Annotated in this window: 13 protein-coding genes and 1 pseudogene; 9 read left to right on the top strand and 5 right to left on the bottom strand. The window is 61.7% G+C overall.

The features are described 5' to 3' along the window. Nucleotides 1-51: 51 nt before the first annotated feature. From ACR9ZQ_RS15180 to recA, 3 genes are all read right to left on the bottom strand, one after another. Entirely contained in the window at nucleotides 52-903 is an 852-nt protein-coding gene (locus ACR9ZQ_RS15180) for an AraC family transcriptional regulator (RefSeq protein ID WP_310388281.1), read from the bottom strand. 244 nt (nucleotides 904-1,147) lie between these two features. Next, entirely contained in the window at nucleotides 1,148-3,802 is a 2,655-nt protein-coding gene (gene alaS / locus ACR9ZQ_RS15175) for an alanine--tRNA ligase (protein WP_310388283.1), read from the bottom strand. A 153-nt stretch (nucleotides 3,803-3,955) separates the two neighbouring features. Further along, entirely contained in the window at nucleotides 3,956-5,047 is a 1,092-nt protein-coding gene (gene recA, locus ACR9ZQ_RS15170; protein ID WP_007826290.1) for a recombinase RecA, read from the bottom strand. A gap of 229 nt (nucleotides 5,048-5,276) precedes the next feature. On the opposite strand from recA, the gene ACR9ZQ_RS15165 reads away from it, so the two are divergent. After that, nucleotides 5,277-6,221 (top strand): carbohydrate kinase family protein, encoded by a 945-nt coding sequence (locus ACR9ZQ_RS15165; RefSeq protein WP_481428215.1) that lies wholly within the window; start codon nucleotides 5,277-5,279, stop codon nucleotides 6,219-6,221. 30 nt (nucleotides 6,222-6,251) lie between these two features. After that, nucleotides 6,252-7,178, top strand: coding sequence for a pseudouridine-5'-phosphate glycosidase (locus ACR9ZQ_RS15160; protein ID WP_481428214.1), 927 nt, complete (start codon nucleotides 6,252-6,254; stop codon nucleotides 7,176-7,178). Nucleotides 7,179-7,256: 78 nt separating this feature from the next. Here ACR9ZQ_RS15160 and cckA read toward each other — a convergent pair whose 3' ends face one another. After that, nucleotides 7,257-9,860 (bottom strand): cell cycle histidine kinase CckA, encoded by a 2,604-nt coding sequence (gene cckA, locus ACR9ZQ_RS15155; RefSeq protein ID WP_481428213.1) that lies wholly within the window; start codon nucleotides 9,858-9,860, stop codon nucleotides 7,257-7,259. Between the two features lie 303 nt (nucleotides 9,861-10,163). Between cckA and ACR9ZQ_RS15150 the strand changes: the two genes are divergently transcribed. Next, complete coding sequence (locus ACR9ZQ_RS15150; protein ID WP_481428212.1) at nucleotides 10,164-11,282, top strand: flagellar biosynthetic protein FliO; 1,119 nt, start codon at nucleotides 10,164-10,166, stop codon at nucleotides 11,280-11,282. Nucleotides 11,283-11,376: 94 nt separating this feature from the next. Here ACR9ZQ_RS15150 and dksA read toward each other — a convergent pair whose 3' ends face one another. Continuing rightward, nucleotides 11,377-11,796: an RNA polymerase-binding protein DksA gene (gene dksA / locus ACR9ZQ_RS15145; protein ID WP_007826301.1), complete on the bottom strand. Its 420-nt coding sequence runs from the start codon at nucleotides 11,794-11,796 to the stop codon at nucleotides 11,377-11,379. A 277-nt stretch (nucleotides 11,797-12,073) separates the two neighbouring features. Between dksA and ACR9ZQ_RS15140 the strand changes: the two genes are divergently transcribed. The 6 genes and pseudogenes from ACR9ZQ_RS15140 to ACR9ZQ_RS15115 all read left to right on the top strand — a co-directional run bounded on the left by ACR9ZQ_RS15140 (nucleotide 12,074) and on the right by ACR9ZQ_RS15115 (nucleotide 17,151). Then, nucleotides 12,074-12,568: a SixA phosphatase family protein gene (locus ACR9ZQ_RS15140; protein ID WP_481428211.1), complete on the top strand. Its 495-nt coding sequence runs from the start codon at nucleotides 12,074-12,076 to the stop codon at nucleotides 12,566-12,568. A 72-nt stretch (nucleotides 12,569-12,640) separates the two neighbouring features. Beyond that, on the top strand, nucleotides 12,641-14,116 hold the full coding sequence (locus ACR9ZQ_RS15135) for a YcjX family GTP-binding protein (protein ID WP_481428210.1): 1,476 nt from the start codon (nucleotides 12,641-12,643) through the stop codon (nucleotides 14,114-14,116). Further along, nucleotides 14,113-15,192, top strand: a complete 1,080-nt coding sequence (locus ACR9ZQ_RS15130; protein WP_481428209.1) for a YcjF family protein — start codon at nucleotides 14,113-14,115, stop codon at nucleotides 15,190-15,192. The genes ACR9ZQ_RS15135 and ACR9ZQ_RS15130 overlap by 4 nt, the downstream gene beginning before the upstream one ends. Before the next feature lie 210 nt (nucleotides 15,193-15,402). Beyond that, nucleotides 15,403-15,954 (top strand): hypothetical protein, encoded by a 552-nt coding sequence (locus ACR9ZQ_RS15125; RefSeq protein ID WP_007826317.1) that lies wholly within the window; start codon nucleotides 15,403-15,405, stop codon nucleotides 15,952-15,954. A 384-nt stretch (nucleotides 15,955-16,338) separates the two neighbouring features. After that, a pseudogene (locus tag ACR9ZQ_RS15120) lies at nucleotides 16,339-16,554 on the top strand (hypothetical protein); the annotation flags it as partial. A 21-nt stretch (nucleotides 16,555-16,575) separates the two neighbouring features. Then, nucleotides 16,576-17,151: a cysteine hydrolase family protein gene (locus ACR9ZQ_RS15115; RefSeq protein ID WP_481428208.1), complete on the top strand. Its 576-nt coding sequence runs from the start codon at nucleotides 16,576-16,578 to the stop codon at nucleotides 17,149-17,151. The last annotated feature ends 9 nt before the right edge of the window (nucleotides 17,152-17,160 follow it).

The following is a 17,160-nucleotide window of genomic DNA, read 5'->3' as shown; positions in this document are numbered from 1 at the left end:
CAAAAGTGTACAGCGGTTTTGCGTCCGGAATTGCGTAAAGAAAAGAGCTAATCAGGCTAGAGGCATGTAGATATCCGTCCGCAGCTCGGTCGGCGCGACCTCGCGCGGATTGTTGAGATATTCCTCGAACATGACGCGATCCCGGATCTGCTGGCCGGATGCCGGCAGCCACTGGGCGTAGAGCCATTGGTAGGCCTTGTACATATCGGCATAAGGCCCCTTGTGATGCAGCACGGCATAGTCGCCGCCCTCCACCACGCGCCGCTCCAGCGGTGCGTTGGCGGTCGTCTCTTCGCCGACCGCGACACAGGCGACGGAGCGCAACTTCTCGGGCTGCACGAGATCGGGATCGTCGAGATAGACGCCGATCATTCGCATATCGGGTTTTGCCAGCCCGCGGGCATAGAGCGTACCGAACAGCGTCTCGAAGGCCTTGCCGATCTCCATATAGGAGCCGGTATGGGGAACGCCGACCAATTCGAGCGGCGGGATGGTTTTCAGGCTTACGTCAAACATGGCTTTCGCCTTTCCGGAGATTAAGGGTTCGAACTGCGTGTGGCTTCCCTCTTTCCGGTAGCGTGCCGGCGGCATTCCATAGACCGATTTGAATATGCGGTTGAAGGACTGGAGATTGGGATAGCCTGATCGCTTCGCAATCTCGGCGACCGCCAGTTCCGTGCGGACGATATCGCCCGCCGCGCGATGCAGCCGCAGCCGCTTGACGGTTGCCGCCAGCGTCTCGCCGTAAATCGCCCGATAGATCCGGTGCCAGTGATAGCTCGACAGGCAGGCGATTTCGGCCAGCCGCTCCATATCCAGATCCTCGTCCAGATGATCGTGGATATAGGCCGAGACCCGTCTCAGACGGTTCTCGTAGAGCGCCCATGCCGTTTCACCCACCATGTCAAACCTCGTGCTATTCGATCGGCTGCAGCAAACCATAGCCTGATTTGACAAATCCTGCTGACTTGCCGGGAAACGCAAGCGGCCTGCTCTTCGTCATCCTCGTGCTTGTCCCGAGGATCTACAGCGGATCACAGCAGATCCTCGGGACAAGCACGAGGATGACGTTGAGTAAAAGGCGGCGTTCGCCCAAAACAAAAGGCGGGAACATGTCCCGCCTTTGCTTTCAATCCATGTCAGAAATTCAGCCTGCAATCGCTGCTGCAACAGCCTCAAGCGCCTCATCAGCCTTGGCTCCATCAGGGCCGCCGGCCTGCGCCATATCAGGACGACCGCCGCCACCCTTGCCGCCGAGCGCTGCGGAGGCAACGCGCACCAGATCGACCGCACTGAAACGATCCACGAGATCGGGCGTCACGGCAACGACAGCACTTGCCTTGCCATCTTCGGACACGCCGATCAGCGTCACCACGCCGGAGCCGATGCTGGCTTTGCCGTCATCGGCAAGCCCCTTGAGATCCTTCGGATCAACGCCGGCCACAGCCTTGCCAAGGAACTTGACGCCGGCGACGTCGCGCACAGCATCGGCAGAGCCGCCCTGCCCGCCGCCCATGGCGAGCTTGCGCTTGGCATCGGCCAGTTCCTTTTCGAGCTTGCGGCGCTCGTCCATCAGTGCCTCGACGCGCGACAGCACTTCCGACGGCTGCACCTTCAGCGAGGCGGCAAGCGTCTTCACGCGATCGTCCTGTTCGGCGAGATATTCGCGCGCCGATTCACCGGTCACCGCTTCGATACGGCGAACGCCGGCACCGACGGCGCTTTCGCCGAGGATGCGCACGAGCCCGATCTGGCCGGTCGCCGACACATGCGTGCCGCCACAGAGCTCGACCGAATAGGGCCTGTTGGCCTTGGCACCATGCAGACCCGTACCCATCGAAACAACACGCACTTCATCGCCATACTTCTCGCCGAACAGCGCCATGGCGCCTTCCGCGATGGCATCATCGACGCTCATCAAGCGGGTCGTCACGGGCGCATTCTGCAGAATGATCTCGTTTGCCATTTCTTCGACGACCTTGAGTTCTTCCGCCGTCATCGGCTTCGGATGCGAGACGTCGAAACGCAGGCGCTCGGGAGCGACCAGCGAACCCTTCTGGGCGACGTGGGTGCCGAGCACTTCACGCAGCGCCTCATGCAGAAGATGGGTTGCCGAGTGGTTGGCGCGCAGGCGCAAGCGACGTGCATGATCGACCGTCAGCACGACCGCATCACCGGCCTTGATCACACCTTCAATGACCGTACCCAGATGCACGAACAGGCCTTCACCCCTCTTCTGCGTGTCCGAAATCTCGATCTTGCCGTGGTCGGACGAGATCACGCCCGTATCGCCCAGCTGGCCGCCGGACTCGCCGTAGAATGGCGTCTGGTTGACGACGACCTGCACCTTGTCGCCGGCCTTGGCTTCGTCGGCAACGGCGCTGTCCTTGACGATCGCCTGGACGACGCCTTCAGCCGTTTCGGTGTCGTAGCCGAGAAATTCGGTCGCGCCGTGCTTTTCCTTGAGCTCGAACCAGACGGTTTCCGTGGCCTTCTCACCGGAGCCGGCCCAGTGCGAACGTGCCTCGGCCTTCTGGCGCTCCATGGCATCGGTGAAGCCGGAGATATCGACGCCGATTTCGCGGGCGCGCAGCGCATCCTGCGTCAGGTCGAGTGGGAAGCCGTAGGTGTCGTAGAGCTTGAAGGCGGTCTCGCCATCCAGCATGTCGCCCTTGGAAAGGTCGGTGGTCGCGTCTGACAGAAGGGACAGGCCACGCTCCAGCGTCTTGCGGAAGCGGTTTTCCTCGAGCTTCAGCGTTTCGGAAATCAGCGCCTCGGCGCGCACCAGTTCCGGATAGGCGCGGCCCATCTCCTGCACCAGCGTCGGCAGCAGCTTGTACATCAGCGGTTCCTTGGCGCCGAGGAGCTGCGCATGGCGCATGGCGCGGCGCATGATACGGCGCAGCACATAGCCGCGGCCTTCATTCGATGGCAGCACGCCATCGGCGATCAGGAAAGCCGAGGAGCGCAGGTGGTCGGCAATGACGCGGTGGCTGGCGCTGCCCTCTGCCTTCGCACCCATCGTATCCTCGATGGTGCCGATCAGCGTGCGGAAGAGGTCGGTGTCGAACACGCTCTGCACGCCCTGCAGAACGGCAGCCATGCGCTCCAGACCCATGCCTGTATCAATCGACGGGCGCGGCAGCGGGTTGCGAACGCCGGGCTCGGTCTGCTCGAACTGCATGAAGACGAGGTTCCAGAATTCCAGGAACCGGTCGCCATCTTCTTCCGGCGAGCCGGGAGGGCCGCCCCAGACATTCTCGCCCTGGTCGATGAAGATTTCCGAGCACGGGCCGCAGGGGCCGGTATCGCCCATCTGCCAGAAATTGTCAGAGGTCGGGATGCGAATGATCTTGTCGTCGGAAAAACCGGCAATCTTCTTCCACAGCGTCGCGGCTTCCTCGTCCTCGGAATAGACCGTCACCAGCAGGCGGTTCTTCGGAAGGTCGAAGCCTTCGGTGACCAGCTTCCAGGCAAGCTCGATGGCGTTCTCCTTGAAATAATCGCCGAAGGAGAAGTTGCCGAGCATTTCGAAGAAGGTCAGGTGGCGCGCAGTATAGCCGACATTGTCCAGATCGTTATGCTTGCCGCCGGCGCGCACGCACTTCTGCGAGGTCGTTGCCGTCGAATAGGGACGCTTTTCCAAGCCGGTAAAAACGTTCTTGAACTGTACCATGCCGGCATTGGTGAACATCAGCGTCGGGTCATTGCGCGGCACGAGCGGGCTCGATGGAACGACCTCATGGCCGTTCTTCTTGAAGTAGTCGAGGAAGGTCGACCGGATATCGTTTACACCGCTCATTTCATGCCCTTCGATGCTGCCAGCAGGCAGGTAAAATTAAATCCATCGGCTTTTATCGTTCGACCTTGCCACTGTCCAGCAAACAAACAAAACCGGCCGCATTCTCGTGAGAGAACGCGGCCGGTACTGAATTGCCTCAGCGGTCAGGGCGAATTACATGTCGCCGGCATCACCTGCGTCGTCGCCGGCATCAGGGCCGCCGTTCTGCAGGAAGCGGTCGGCAATCAGGCCGGCGTTCTGGCGCAGCCCCGTCTCAATCTCGCGGGCGAGATCCGGATTGTCACGCAGGAAGATCTTGGCGTTTTCGCGGCCCTGGCCGAGGCGCTGGCTGTTATAGGAGAACCAGGCGCCCGACTTCTCGACGATGCCGGCCTTGACGCCGAGGTCGATGAGTTCGCCAGTCTTGGAGACACCTTCGCCATACATGATGTCGAATTCGACCTGCTTGAAGGGAGGCGCCATCTTGTTCTTGACGACCTTGACGCGCGTCTGGTTGCCGATCACCTCTTCGCGCTCCTTGACCTGGCCAATGCGGCGGATGTCGAGGCGGACGGAGGCATAGAACTTGAGCGCGTTACCACCCGTCGTCGTTTCCGGCGAACCGAACATGACGCCGATCTTCATACGGATCTGGTTGATGAAGATGACCATCGTGTTCGACTTGGAGATCGAAGCCGTCAGCTTGCGCAGCGCCTGGCTCATCAGGCGGGCCTGCAGGCCCGGCAGGCTGTCGCCCATTTCACCTTCGATTTCGGCGCGCGGCGTCAGCGCGGCGACCGAGTCGACGACGAGAACGTCAATGGCGCCGGAGCGCACCAGCGTATCGGTGATTTCAAGCGCTTGCTCGCCGGTGTCGGGCTGGGAGATCAGGAGGTTCTGCAGATCGACGCCGAGCTTGCGGGCATAGACAGGATCGAGAGCGTGTTCGGCGTCGACGAAGGCGCAGATGCCGCCCTTCTTCTGCGCTTCGGCAATGGTCTGCAGCGCGAGCGTCGTTTTACCAGAACTTTCCGGACCGTAGATTTCGATGATACGGCCCTTCGGCAGGCCGCCGATGCCGAGCGCGATATCGAGGCTGAGCGAACCCGTAGAAACCGTTTCGATCTCGACGATACTCTCGTTCGAGCCGAGTTTCATGATCGAGCCCTTGCCGAACGACCGCTCGATCTGTGAGAGTGCCGCTTCGAGCGCCTTGCTTTTGTCCACCGATTTGTCCTCTACGAGCCGCAATGAATTCTGAGACATTCGATCCACCTTTAGGTTATTGACGCTGCTCAAGCAATGTCGCCGCTGATGCGAAGTTTGTACCTGATTTGTTCTTATTTCGCAATAGGGTTGCAAATAATTGAAAGAAAAAGGTAAAACGGCCTGTGTTCTATTTTTGTTTTATCGATGCAAAGCAACGCCTTAGTGTGCCGCCTGCGCTGAACGCCGGCGTTCTTGCCGCTATTCGATTCGTCTGGGAGCAGCAGAAATGAGCGGCAAGATTCTCGTTCTCGGCGGCGCCCATATCGATCGCCGCGGCCGCATTGCCGGCGAGACGGCGCCAGGCGCCAGCAATCCAGGCACATGGTTCGAGGAACCGGGCGGCGGCGGCTTCAATGCGGCCCGCAATCTGGCGCGCCTCGGCTTCGACGTGACGATGATTTCGCCGCGCGGTGGTGACCCGATCGGCGAGATGGTGAGCGAAGCGGCCGACTTTGCGGGTATAGACGACCGCCCCTTCGTCTTCCTCGATCGCAAGACGCCGAGCTACACGGCGATCATCGAGAAGGACGGCAATCTGGTCATCGCGCTGGCGGACATGGAGCTTTACCGCTTCTTCGTGCCGCGGCGGCTGTCGATCCGCTGGGTGCGCGACGCCTTTGCCGCCACCGATTTCATTCTCTTCGACGCCAACCTGCCGGAGGAAACGGCGGCCGCGATCGTCGCAAGGGCAAAGGCGCTCGGCAAGCCGGTGGCGGCTATTGCCATTTCGCCGGCCAAGGTGGTGCGCCTCCTGCCCTGCCTCGAAGACATCGACTACCTTTTTCTCAACGAGGCCGAGGCTGCGGCGCTCATCGGTCAGCGGCCGGAAGATGCCGACGCATGGCCGTCCCTGCTCGCTGACATCGGCGTCACCGGTGCGGTCGTCACCCGTGGCAAGCGCGAGCTTGTCGCCTTCAAGGATGGCCGTGCGCTCGTCCTGCAGCCGCCGATTTCGGAGACAGTGGCCGATGTCACGGGGGCTGGAGATTCGCTGGCAGCCGGCACGCTCTCGGCCCTCATGCTCGGCCTGCCGCTGGAAGAGGCGGTTCGCCATGGCACGGCGGCAGCCGCCCTCACCGTCCAGTCGCGGCACGCCGTGAACGAAAATCTTTCACCCGAACTGCTGCGCAACATGCTTTCGCTTGTCCCGGCGGCGAGAATTCTGCAATGAAGCGGCAACACCGATAAACGGATACGGATCATGACCAAACCCTTCTCGCCCCTGCTGCCGATTTCCTACTCGAAGGAAGTGGCCGCCGCCAAGCAGCGCGGCGCCCCGATCGTGGCACTCGAATCGACCATCATCACCCATGGCATGCCCTATCCCGGCAATATCGAGATGGCGCGCAGCGTCGAATCGATCATCCGTGATCAGGGTGCGGTTCCCGCCACCATCGCCGTTATCCATGGCACGCTACATATCGGCCTCGAACCCGCCGAGCTGGAGCAGCTCGCCAAGGCAAAGGACGTCATGAAGGTATCGCGCGCCGATATTGCCTTCTCGATCGCCGAACGTCGCACGGGTGCGACGACGGTTGCGGCGACGATGATTGCGGCGGCGCGTGCCGGCATCAAGGTCTTTGCAACCGGCGGCATCGGCGGCGTCCATCGCGGCGCTGAACAAACTTTCGATATCTCCGCCGACCTTGAAGAGCTCGCCCGCACCGGCGTCATCGTCGTCTGCGCCGGCGCCAAGGCGATCCTCGATATTCCGAAGACGCTGGAAGTGCTGGAAACCCGTGGCGTGCCGGTCGTGACGTATGAAAGCGACGAATTCCCGGCCTTCTGGTCGCGCTCATCGGGCATCCGCAGCCCACTGACGTTGAACAGTCCGGCGGCGATCGCCAATTTCCAGACCACACGCGAACAGCTCGGCATAGACGGCGGCATGCTGATCGCCAACCCGGTTCCGGAAGCCGATGAAATCGCTCGCGAGGAAATGGAAATCTACATCGAGCGCGCGCTTGATAGCGCCGAGCGCGACGAAATCACCGGCAAGGCGGTAACACCTTACCTGCTGAGCACGATCTTCGACCTGACCGACGGTCGGAGCCTGAAGACGAATATTGCGCTGGTAGAGAACAATGCGCGGCTTGCCGCAGAGATTGCTGTAGCGCTCAGCGAGTAAGCCAACGTCTGGCGGGCTGGCCCCGCCAACGATCCATCGTAGCGAGACTTGAGGGGCGCACAGCGCCCCTTAATCATATCAGCTATCCAGCGTCTCTTTCACCGCCACAGCCAGCTGCTTCAGCGAGAACGGCTTCGGCAGGAAGCCAAATTTCGCTTCCGGCGGCAGGTTGCGGGCGAACGCATCCTCTGCGTAACCGGACACGAAGATGAACTTCAGATCCGGATAGTTCTTGCGCAGCTCGCGCAGCAGCGACGGCCCGTCCATTTCAGGCATCACCACGTCGGAGACGACGATGTCCACCTTGCCTTCGAGCTCCTCCATGATCTCGAGGGCCTCGACGCCGGAGCCGGCCTCGTGGACAGTATAGCCACGCGTCTCCAGCATGCGCTTGCCGCCTCGCCGCACCGCTTCTTCGTCCTCGACAAGCAGGATGACGGCTGAGCCTGTCAGGTCTTCCGGCTGTTTCGGCTGGACTAGTTCCACAATCTGCGCGCCACCGGTCGCAACGGCCTGATCGGCTGCTTCCGCTTCCGCAGCGACTGCCGGTTCGACGATATGGCGCGGCAGGAAGATGCGGAAGGTCGTGCCCTTGCCGACTTCCGATTCCGGCTGGATATAGCCGCCGGACTGTTTGACGATGCCATAGACCATGGCAAGGCCGAGACCTGTGCCCTTGCCCACGTCCTTGGTCGTGAAGAAGGGCTCGAAAATCTTGTCCATGATCTCGGGCGCAATGCCGGTGCCGGTATCGGTCACCTCGATCAGCACCATGTCTTCATGCGGCATGTAGGAATAGTTGAAGGCGGCAACTTCCGCTGCCGGCAGATTGCGGGTGCGCAGCGTCAGCGTGCCGCCATCCGGCATGGCGTCACGGGCATTGACGCAGAGATTGATCAGCACCTGCTCGAATTGCGAAAGATCGGTTTTGACAGGCCAGAGATCGCGGCCATATTCGACGTCGAGCTTGACGTTGGTACCCGAAATCAACCGGTCGACCAGCATGCGCAGGTCGCCGACGACATCGGTCAGGTTCAACACCGTCGGCCGCATCGTCTGCTTGCGCGAGAAGGCGAGAAGCTGGCGCACGAGCACCGCCGCGCGGTTGGCATTGCGCTTGATCTCTATCAGATCGGCGAAGCTCGCATCGGCAGGTCGCGCCTGTAAGAGCAGATGGTCGGAAGACAGCAGGATTGCCGTCAGCACGTTGTTGAAATCATGTGCTATGCCGCCGGCAAGCGTGCCGACCGCATTCATCTTCTGCGTCTGCGCCATCTGCGCTTCCAGCGCCTTCTGCTCGGTCACTTCCACCGCATAGACGATGGCCGCCTCCTCCGGCGCCTCGTCGCTCTGGTCGATGACTGCATTTACATAGAAGCGGAAGAAGCGTGCATCATCGGTCGGCGTGCGGGAATCGATCGGCGGGATGTCGCCCTGGCGGTCCTTGGCGGCGGCGAGTGCCGCGGCAAGCTGCGGCCGGTCGCTGTCCTGCACGATCGTTTCCATCAGCGCGCCGCGCTCCAGATCGTCACGCGAGACGATATTGGAGAAAAGCTTCAGGAATGGCGCATTGGTACGCAGGATCTTGCCATCGCCATTGACCGAAGCGATCGCCATCGGCGTGTTGTTGAAGAAGCGCGTGAAGCGCATGGCGGCAGCCGATGCCGACTGGCCGTTCTCGCTGTCCTTGTCACGCGTCAGCACGATCGTCCGGCTCTCGCCGGGCGCCCCGTCGCGCATGGAGGTGACGCGGTGGATGATCTGCACCGGCAGGCTCTGGCCGTTCGATTTGCGCAGGTCGAGGTCCAGCGTCACGGTCTTCTTCAGCCCCGGCTCGGCCTGTACCGACTGGATCAGCGCCAGCCCCTCACCCGCGACGAGATCGCCGATGTTCATCGAGCCCGGCATGAATTTGGTGAGATCGAGACCCAGCCATTCCGCAAGCGTGGCGTTCAGATAGAAGATCTCGCCCTTGCGCCCGGCGGAGAAGAAGCCTGCCGGAGCGTGGTCGAGATAATCGATCGCGTTCTGCAGCTCCTTGAAAAAGCGCTCCTGGTCCTCACGCTCGGCAGTGATATCGGTGATCTGCCAGATCTGCAGCGGCTTGCTGTCGCCCTCTTCCGGCTTCAGGAGCCGCGCTTTCAGGCGATACCAATGCGCGCCGGCGTTGCTTCCGGGGCCCACGGCCCGCAGCAAGCGGAATTCCTCACGGCCTTCGCGGCCCTCGCGCAACCCGTTCACCAGCCGGTAGAGCGCCTCGTTCGATTCGCGGTGGCGCGACAGCAGCGTTTCAAGTGTCTGCACCTCGGTCGCCTTGCGCGCGCCGGTCAATGCGCCATAGGCGGCATTGGCATAAACGATGCGGCCCTTCTCGTCAGTGATCAGCGTCCCGTCGGGATGGCCGTTCAGGAAAGCGCGCGCCAGGCTGTCTGACTGGCGCTGCGGCATGACCTCGATGAAGCCGATGACGGAGGAGACGAGAAAGAAGATGCCGACCATGGCGAGAACGCCGAGACAGCCGAGCACCAGCTCGTTGCCGAGCGAATCCTTGAAGAAGACGAAGGCCGCGGCCGCCGCAATCAGCACGATCGCCAGCAGGATGATGCGTATCGCCGTGCCAGAACGCCCCCCACGATCCACAAGCGGCGCGTTATAGTCGTCGACCTGACGCGATTTCGTCATCTATTCCTCGCATAAGCCCTTCCTGCCGCGCTCGTAACATCGCTACGAAGCAGGAATCAGGCAGTCTTTCCTTCTTATCAACTTGCTGCGCCCGCAAAAACAGCAGGTTTCGTCAGACTGCTTGAATTCACAGGCAAACGCGCCAATTTGCCCGTAATCCCGCCGGTGCCGCAGCGAGCGCCCGGCCAAATAGTTGCACAACACGAAATCGCGTTCGCCGGTGACTGGACAGACCCGCCGGCTCTTGCCTAAGGAGCGGAAAAGTCGTCTGTTGTGCCATAATGCGAAATGGAGTGAGTGCCTATGTTCGATGATGTTGTAGGGGCTTACGGCAGCCGCTTCCTGCTTGCCGCCGGTGGCGTCGGCATTGCCCTCATCCTGCTCATCGCCGTTCTGTGGTTCCTGCGCGGCCGCGCGCCCTCACCTTTCGTGCGCGGTGGTCGCAACCGCCAGCCGCGCCTTCAGGTGCTCGATGCCGCCGCCGTCGACGCCCGTCGTCGCCTGGTTCTCGTGCGCCGCGACAATGTCGAACATCTCGTCATGATCGGCGGCCCGACCGATATCGTCATCGAAAGCCGCATCCTGCCGGAAACCGAAGCCGAAACCGCTGCTGAGTTCCGCCCACAGCCGGTCGAGGAGCGTGCTGTCGCTCAGGAGCGTGCAGCCGTCCAGCCGCGCCGCGAGCCGCCGCCGAAGCCCGTCGTCGCCCCCGTCGCACCACCTGTGGCGGCAAGCGCCGAACCCGATTTCGAACCCTACAGCCCGGCACCTGCTCCGGTCATCGTCCCGGTCATTGCCCCGCCTGCCGAGCCGGTTCGCCAGCGCCCCGAACCTTCGGTCGCTCCGGCAGTCGCGCCACCCATGTCTGCCCAGCAGTTGCCTGCACAGCAGATGTCGAGCCAGCAGGCTCCAGCGCCACAGGTCTCTGCTCCGCCGCTCACAGCCGAGCGCGACGGCCCGCAGCGCATGTCGCAGCTTCAGCCGCGCCAGCCCGAACGGCCCGCTCCGCAACCCGTGCCCGATGCCGCCAACGCCGCCGATATCCTCGATGCAGCCCGCCAGCGCGTGTTGCCGCAGCAGCGCATCGAACCGGAAGTGTCCACTCCGCCGGCCCAGAGCATTCCCGCCGTTTCGCGCGGCGCTCCAGTCGCGACGGAAGATGGCGGTTTGCAATCGGCTGCCATCCGCCGCGATTTCCAACGCATCCTCGATGATGAGATATCGGCCAATCCGGCCGCCGAGCGCGTGGTTCCCGTACCCAATGCGCAGCAGGCACGGCCTGCCCCGCAGCCCGGTTCTCCTCAGCCCGGCTCAATGCCGCGCCGCGACCCCGACATGGCACCGATCACGGGTGCGGATGCCGCACTTCAAAAGGAAGTCGCCCGCATCTTCGGAGAAATGAGCGTCAATCGCGACAAGTAAAAGCCGGAGCCATATGGTCCCAGAGCAAAGGGCAGCAAAACAAAAAGCACCGCGATCGTCTCGCGGTGCTTTTTCATTGCCGGTCCGGAAGTGATTATTCGTCCCGGTAAACCTTTTCGCGGCGCTCGTGGCGTTCCTGCGCTTCGATCGAGAGCGTGGCGATCGGGCGGGCGTCGAGGCGTTTCAGGCCGATCGGCTCGCCGGTTTCCTCGCAGTAGCCATACGTGCCATCCTCGATGCGCTGCAGGGCTGCGTCGATCTTGGAGATCAGCTTTCTCTGACGGTCGCGGGCGCGAAGTTCAATCGCCCGGTCGGTTTCGGAGGATGCACGATCTGCGAGATCAGGGTGGTTTGCGCTTTCCTCAGCCAGGTGGTCGAGTGTTTCGCGCGCTTCTCTAAGGATATCGTTTTTCCAGGCAACCAGCTTGGCTCTGAAATAAGCGCGCTGGTTCGTATTCATGAACTCCTCGTCTTCCGAGGGAACATAATTGCTAAGATCGATCTTCTCACTCAACGCGATTCTCCTGAAGAACATCTCATCTGGCCGGGTGTATATCCCAAGCGCTATCCGCGATTCAAGCCAAATAAGACAGGTAAACAGATTTTTAAATCTGTCATAAATTTGAGCTAACAGTCTATTTTCGCATCATTATTCCGAATAGCGATTTTTGCTTGGCCCTCAAAACGCCGTGTCGGGATGCCCCTTTCGCGCTCTTGGAAGCCTGTGGACGGTTGACGTTGCGGGATCGCAACCGCTACTGAAAAGGCTCCGTTCGAAGCTGGATTTGCCCATGGCCGCCCTCCTGCCTCCACCCCATCGGATCTACCTCCTGCGTCATGCCGAAGCCGCCTGGGCCGAGCCCGGGCAGCGCGATTTCGACCGGCCGCTGAGCAAAAAGGGTTTCGGCGATGCCGAGATTGTCGCCGACCGCGCCGCCGACAAGGGCTACCGTCCGGACATCCTGATCAGTTCGACCGCGCTTCGTTGTCGCGACACCGCCGAGGCCGTGCACCGGGCCATGGGCGAAACGCTCGACATGCGCTTTGTAGATACGCTCTATAACGCCTCGGTCGATACCTATCTCGAAATCATCGATGCGCAGGATGTGGGGAGCGTCATGCTCGTCGGCCATAACCCGACAATGGAGCAGGCCCTATCGGCGCTGATCGGCCAAAAGGCTATGGCAGCCTCCGTGCCGAAAGGTTTCCCGACAGCCGGTCTCGCTGTCATCGACTACGTCGCTACGACTTCGGCCTGGCGTCTCACCGATTTCGTCATCAACTGAGCTTTCGCGCCGCTTCTTTTTCAGGCAGCGGCCCCTTCCTATATTGCAGGCAGTGCCATCAGGGATTCCGATTTGCCGCCACGCCTGACATCCTTTGCCGACGATGCGCTCATTGCGCTGGATAATCTTGCTGACCGCGCCAGCGGTCTCGTCAATCCGACCATCAGGCTCGGTGTCACCGGCCTTTCCCGTTCCGGCAAGACGGTCTTCATTTCCTCGCTGGTCCATAATCTTCTGCATGGCGGCCGGTTGCCGCTCTTCGAAGCGGTGCAGTCCGGTCGTGTGTCGGCAGTCCGTCTGGAGCCGCAGCCAGATGATGCCGTGCCGCGCTTCCAGTACGAGGATCATATCCGCGCACTGGTGAAGGAGCGGATCTGGCCGGATTCCACCCGTGCAATTTCAGAGCTGCGCATCACGCTCGATTATCAGAGCGCCAGTTCCTGGACGCGTATGTTCTCGCCCGGCCGCCTGTCGATCGATATCGTCGATTATCCCGGCGAATGGCTGCTCGACCTGCCGCTGCTCGGCAAGGATTTCCGCACCTTCAGCGAGGAAACCATCGCCCTTGCCGCAACCGGCATCCGCGCCGAGCTGTCGAGCGCCTGGCTGGCGCTGACGAAGGCGACGGATATCACCGCTTCCGCCGATGAAATGGTCGCCCGCGATCTCGCCACCAGCTTTGCCGACTATCTGAAGGCCTGCAAGGCTGACGAACGCTCGCTTTCCACGCTTCCGCCCGGCCGCTTCCTGCTGCCCGGCGATCTCGATGGGTCGCCTGCGCTGACTTTCGCGCCCCTTGCCCTGCCCCCGGACGGAAAGCCGGAGCGCGGCTCGCTCTGGGCGATGATGGAGCGGCGCTACGAAGCCTATAAGTCCGTCGTCGTCAAACCCTTCTTCCGCGAGCATTTTGCCAGGCTCGACCGGCAGATCGTGCTGGTCGACGCGCTGCAGGCCATGAACCGCGGCCCCGAAGCCGTGCAGGATCTGGAGCGCGCGCTGACCGATGTGCTCGCCTGCTTTCGCCCCGGCAGCAATTCAATCCTGTCGTCGCTGCTCGGCCGGCGCATCGACCGTGTTCTGGTTGCCGCCACCAAGGCGGACCATCTGCACCACGAAAGCCACGACCGGCTGGACCGGCTGACGCGCCGCCTCGTCGATCGCGCTATCGATCGTATCGGCATGGCCGGCGCCGGCATCGATGTCATGGCGCTCGCCTCCGTGCGTGCCACGCGGGAAGCCACCGTGCGCCGCGACGGCCACGACCTGCCCGTCATCGTCGGAACACCCATGGCCGGTGAAAAGATCGCCGGTGAAATCTTCGACGGCGAGCGCAAGACGGCAATCTTCCCCGGCGATTTGCCGGAAAATCCCGAATCCCTCTTCGAGCGCATCGAAGCCGGCGACGCGTCGGTCGAACTGCCCGACGTCAATGTCGTGCGCTTCCGCCCGCCGCAGCTCGAGGAAACCGGCGGCGGAATCAAACTCTCCGTGCCGCATATCCGCCTCGACCGCGCCATGCAGTTCCTGTTCGGAGACCGCCTCGCATGAGCAAGCCGCCGATCGACCAGCCCAATCCGCCGCGCCGTGCCCCCGCCGCCTTCACCTTTGAGGAGGAGAATGCGGCGCCCGAAGCCCCGCGCATAGAACGCCGCAAGCCGGCAAGCTTTTCCGGCGAGGTGGTGCTGACGCCGGATGAGGAAGATCCCTTCCTCAATCCGGAGCAGGATCCGAGCCCGTTGCCGGTCGCTACCCCGCGCAAGCACCGCACCTCCTTCGCCAGCATCGCCGCCGGCGCTTTCGGCATTCTGCTGTCGCTCGCCTTCGGCCTCTGGACCGACCGGCTGATCCGCGATCTCTTCAGCCGCGCCGACTGGCTGGGTTATGCCGCGCTTTCCGTTCTCGCGATCGGCATCCTCGCCGTCATCGCAATCGTCATCAGGGAGACGGCGGGCATGATGCGGCTTGCCGCGGTGCAGACTATCAAGGCTGAAGCCGATGCCGCGATTCTGGAAACGCGGCCCGCCAAGGCGCGCGCGGTCGTCGCCCGCCTGACAGGCCTGCTCGGCAACAAGCCGGAAACCGCCAAGGGCCGCGCCACGCTGAAAGAGACCGAAGGCGAGGTCATCGACGCTCCGCACCTGATCGCGCTTGCCGAGCGTGAGCTGCTTGCACCGCTGGATCGTCGGGCACGCGCGCTGATCGTCAATTCCTCCAAGCGCGTCTCGATCGTCACGGCCGTCAGCCCGCGCGCCATCGTCGATCTACTCTATGTGCTCTATGAGGCTACCCGCCTGATCCGCGCCATGGCCGAGCTCTATGGCGGCCGTCCTGGCACGCTCGGCATGCTGAGATTGATGCGTGACGTGCTCGCCCACCTTGCCGTGACCGGCTCGATTGCTGTCGGCGACAGCCTTGTTCAGCAGGTGCTGGGCCATGGGCTTGCTTCTAAGCTCTCGGCCCGACTCGGCGAAGGCGTCATCAACGGGCTGATGACGGCGCGGATTGGCATTGCCGCCATGGATCTCTGCCGTCCGCTGACTTTCCGGGCGCTGAAAAGGCCGGGAATCGGTGACTTTATCGGCGATTTGACGCCGTCGATGACGACGCGTAACGGTAACCCTTAAGCAAAAGCCAGATTTCGACACATTCAGGCCTTCTTATGAGGGCTGCGGAAAATTCAAGCGGATTCAATGCGCTAAAGGCGCAACCTCGGAATCCTCACCTTGCGAAAGCCCTGTATTTCCACGCATTTCAGCGCCCCGGAAAGAAAGCATTAACCATTCTCCGGCAAAACTTCAGACCAGTTCCCGAGTGGTGTTTGCCAAGGAAAATCCATGTACTCGCGCAAGTTTCTTTTTGTATGCGGCCTGGCCGCCGCGGCATTGTCTCCAGTGGCAGACGTCGCTTCCAACGCCACTGCCGCAACCCGCGACAAGGCATTCTTCGAATCCGTCGCCGGCACCTGGAAGGGGCCGGGCGAAATCGTCGCCGGCAAGTACAAGGGCACGAAATTCACCTGCAATCTCGTCGGTTCACCGGCCGATGATTCCTCCGCCGGTATCAAGCTCGACGGTACCTGCCGCGTCGGCGTCTTCAAGCAGCCGATGAGCGCTGTCATCTCGCAGTCCGGTTCCACCTACAAGGGCAAGTTCCTCGATGGCGCCGAAGGCAAGGGTCTCGATATCGTCTCCGGCGCCGTCACCGACGATACCGTCGTCGTTGGCATCAATCGCTCCAAGCTGAACGGCGCGATGATTGCCCGCGTTCGCGACGACAAGACCATGAACGTCACCGTTTCGGTTAAGGTCGAAAGCCAGATGGTCCCGGTCATTGGCCTGACGCTGACGCGCCAGGTCGACGAAATGGCTGTCGGCTCGATCCAGTAAGCTATTCGCTCGGAACGGATTTTCCTGAAGCGGCGGTTTTCCGCCGCTTTGCTTTTTGGCTGATAGCGCGCTAGAAAAAAGCCCGCAGTAGCGGGGCGTTTCTCCTATTGGTCCTGGTTGTCAGCGACTGTTCTTATTGCTCTGCTGGTCTGCCTTGATACGCTGTCCGTGTGAACCGCCTTGGTTTGCCATGATGGACTCTCTTTCTGCGATTCTTTGCGAGAGCGGCTTGACCGCCCTCGATAGGAGAACCGCTCGGGCTGCGTTCCCTATTTTAGTATTTCGTGATGGCATGGGATCATTTCCCGCCACAGGCCGTTCTTCGTAGACGGCAGGGCTTGTCCCTGCGCAGCCACGGAGGCGAAGGACATGAACGCAACCAGCACGGATACGGAAACCAGGAGCCTGAAGCTCGCCAAGGAATATCTGCGCCTCGGCGGACACCGCCGCTGCAAGATCGACGACAACATCACCACTGTACGCCAGTGGGAGGAGGATCCGCCGGAGGCCGAACGCTTCTGGCAGGAACAGGTGCAGTCGCTTTCTGCAGCTGACCGCAAGCAGGTCGAGGATTTCCTGCCCAGCATCAATTCGCCCTGAATGCTTGAAGCTGCAGGTCCGATGCCCGACAACTGGATCCATCTCTGCATCGATATGCAGAGGATGTTCGCGGAACAGACAGCATGGCATGTGCCATGGATGGCGACGGTGTCGCCGCAGATTGTTGAACTCTCGGGACGGTATGCGGAGCGAACGGTTTTCACACGCTTCGTTCCTCCGCCGACCGCTGATGCCATGCCCGGCATGTGGAGGAACTATTACGAAAAATGGCCGATGATGACCGGCGAATGCTTGCTGCCGGAGCTCATGGATATCGTTGCCGATCTGAAGTCTTTCGCACCACCTGCCCGATTCTTCAACAAGCGAACCTATTCTCCCTGGGTCGACGGGCGGCTGCATGAGACACTCACGCGGGAAAAGATCGAGGCCATCGTCATCACCGGCGGCGAAACGGATATCTGCGTGCTCGCCGCAGCACTTGGCGCAATCGATCTCGGCTATCGCGTCGTCCTGTTGAAAGATGCGGTCTGTAGCAGCGCCGACGAAACGCATGACGCTACGCTGGAATTGCTGGGCGGCCGCTTTTCGGTGCAGGTGGAGATTACCGAAACGGACGCATTCCTCTCCGGTCTCTGACCCGCCGTT

It is taken from the genome of Rhizobium sp. KNZ14-9A (assembly GCF_056755015.1).
The sequence above is the reverse complement of the archived record's forward strand: the minus strand, read 5'-3'. Positions and strand labels throughout refer to the sequence as shown.

Excerpts from the sequence above, each read along its gene's own strand:
- ACR9ZQ_RS15125 (WP_007826317.1), top strand. The coding sequence starts at position 15,403 with ATGTACTCGCGCAAGTTTCTTTTTGTATGCGGCCTGGCCGCCGCGGCA.
- ACR9ZQ_RS15180 (WP_310388281.1), bottom strand. The coding sequence starts at position 903 with ATGGTGGGTGAAACGGCATGGGCGCTCTACGAGAACCGTCTGAGACGG.
- ACR9ZQ_RS15160 (WP_481428214.1), top strand. The coding sequence starts at position 6,252 with ATGACCAAACCCTTCTCGCCCCTGCTGCCGATTTCCTACTCGAAGGAA.
- cckA (WP_481428213.1), bottom strand. The coding sequence starts at position 9,860 with ATGACGAAATCGCGTCAGGTCGACGACTATAACGCGCCGCTTGTGGAT.
- alaS (WP_310388283.1), bottom strand. The coding sequence starts at position 3,802 with ATGAGCGGTGTAAACGATATCCGGTCGACCTTCCTCGACTACTTCAAG.
- ACR9ZQ_RS15150 (WP_481428212.1), top strand. The coding sequence starts at position 10,164 with ATGTTCGATGATGTTGTAGGGGCTTACGGCAGCCGCTTCCTGCTTGCC.
- ACR9ZQ_RS15130 (WP_481428209.1), top strand. The coding sequence starts at position 14,113 with ATGAGCAAGCCGCCGATCGACCAGCCCAATCCGCCGCGCCGTGCCCCC.
- ACR9ZQ_RS15165 (WP_481428215.1), top strand. The coding sequence starts at position 5,277 with ATGAGCGGCAAGATTCTCGTTCTCGGCGGCGCCCATATCGATCGCCGC.
- ACR9ZQ_RS15140 (WP_481428211.1), top strand. The coding sequence starts at position 12,074 with ATGGCCGCCCTCCTGCCTCCACCCCATCGGATCTACCTCCTGCGTCAT.
- recA (WP_007826290.1), bottom strand. The coding sequence starts at position 5,047 with ATGTCTCAGAATTCATTGCGGCTCGTAGAGGACAAATCGGTGGACAAA.
- ACR9ZQ_RS15115 (WP_481428208.1), top strand. The coding sequence starts at position 16,576 with ATGCCCGACAACTGGATCCATCTCTGCATCGATATGCAGAGGATGTTC.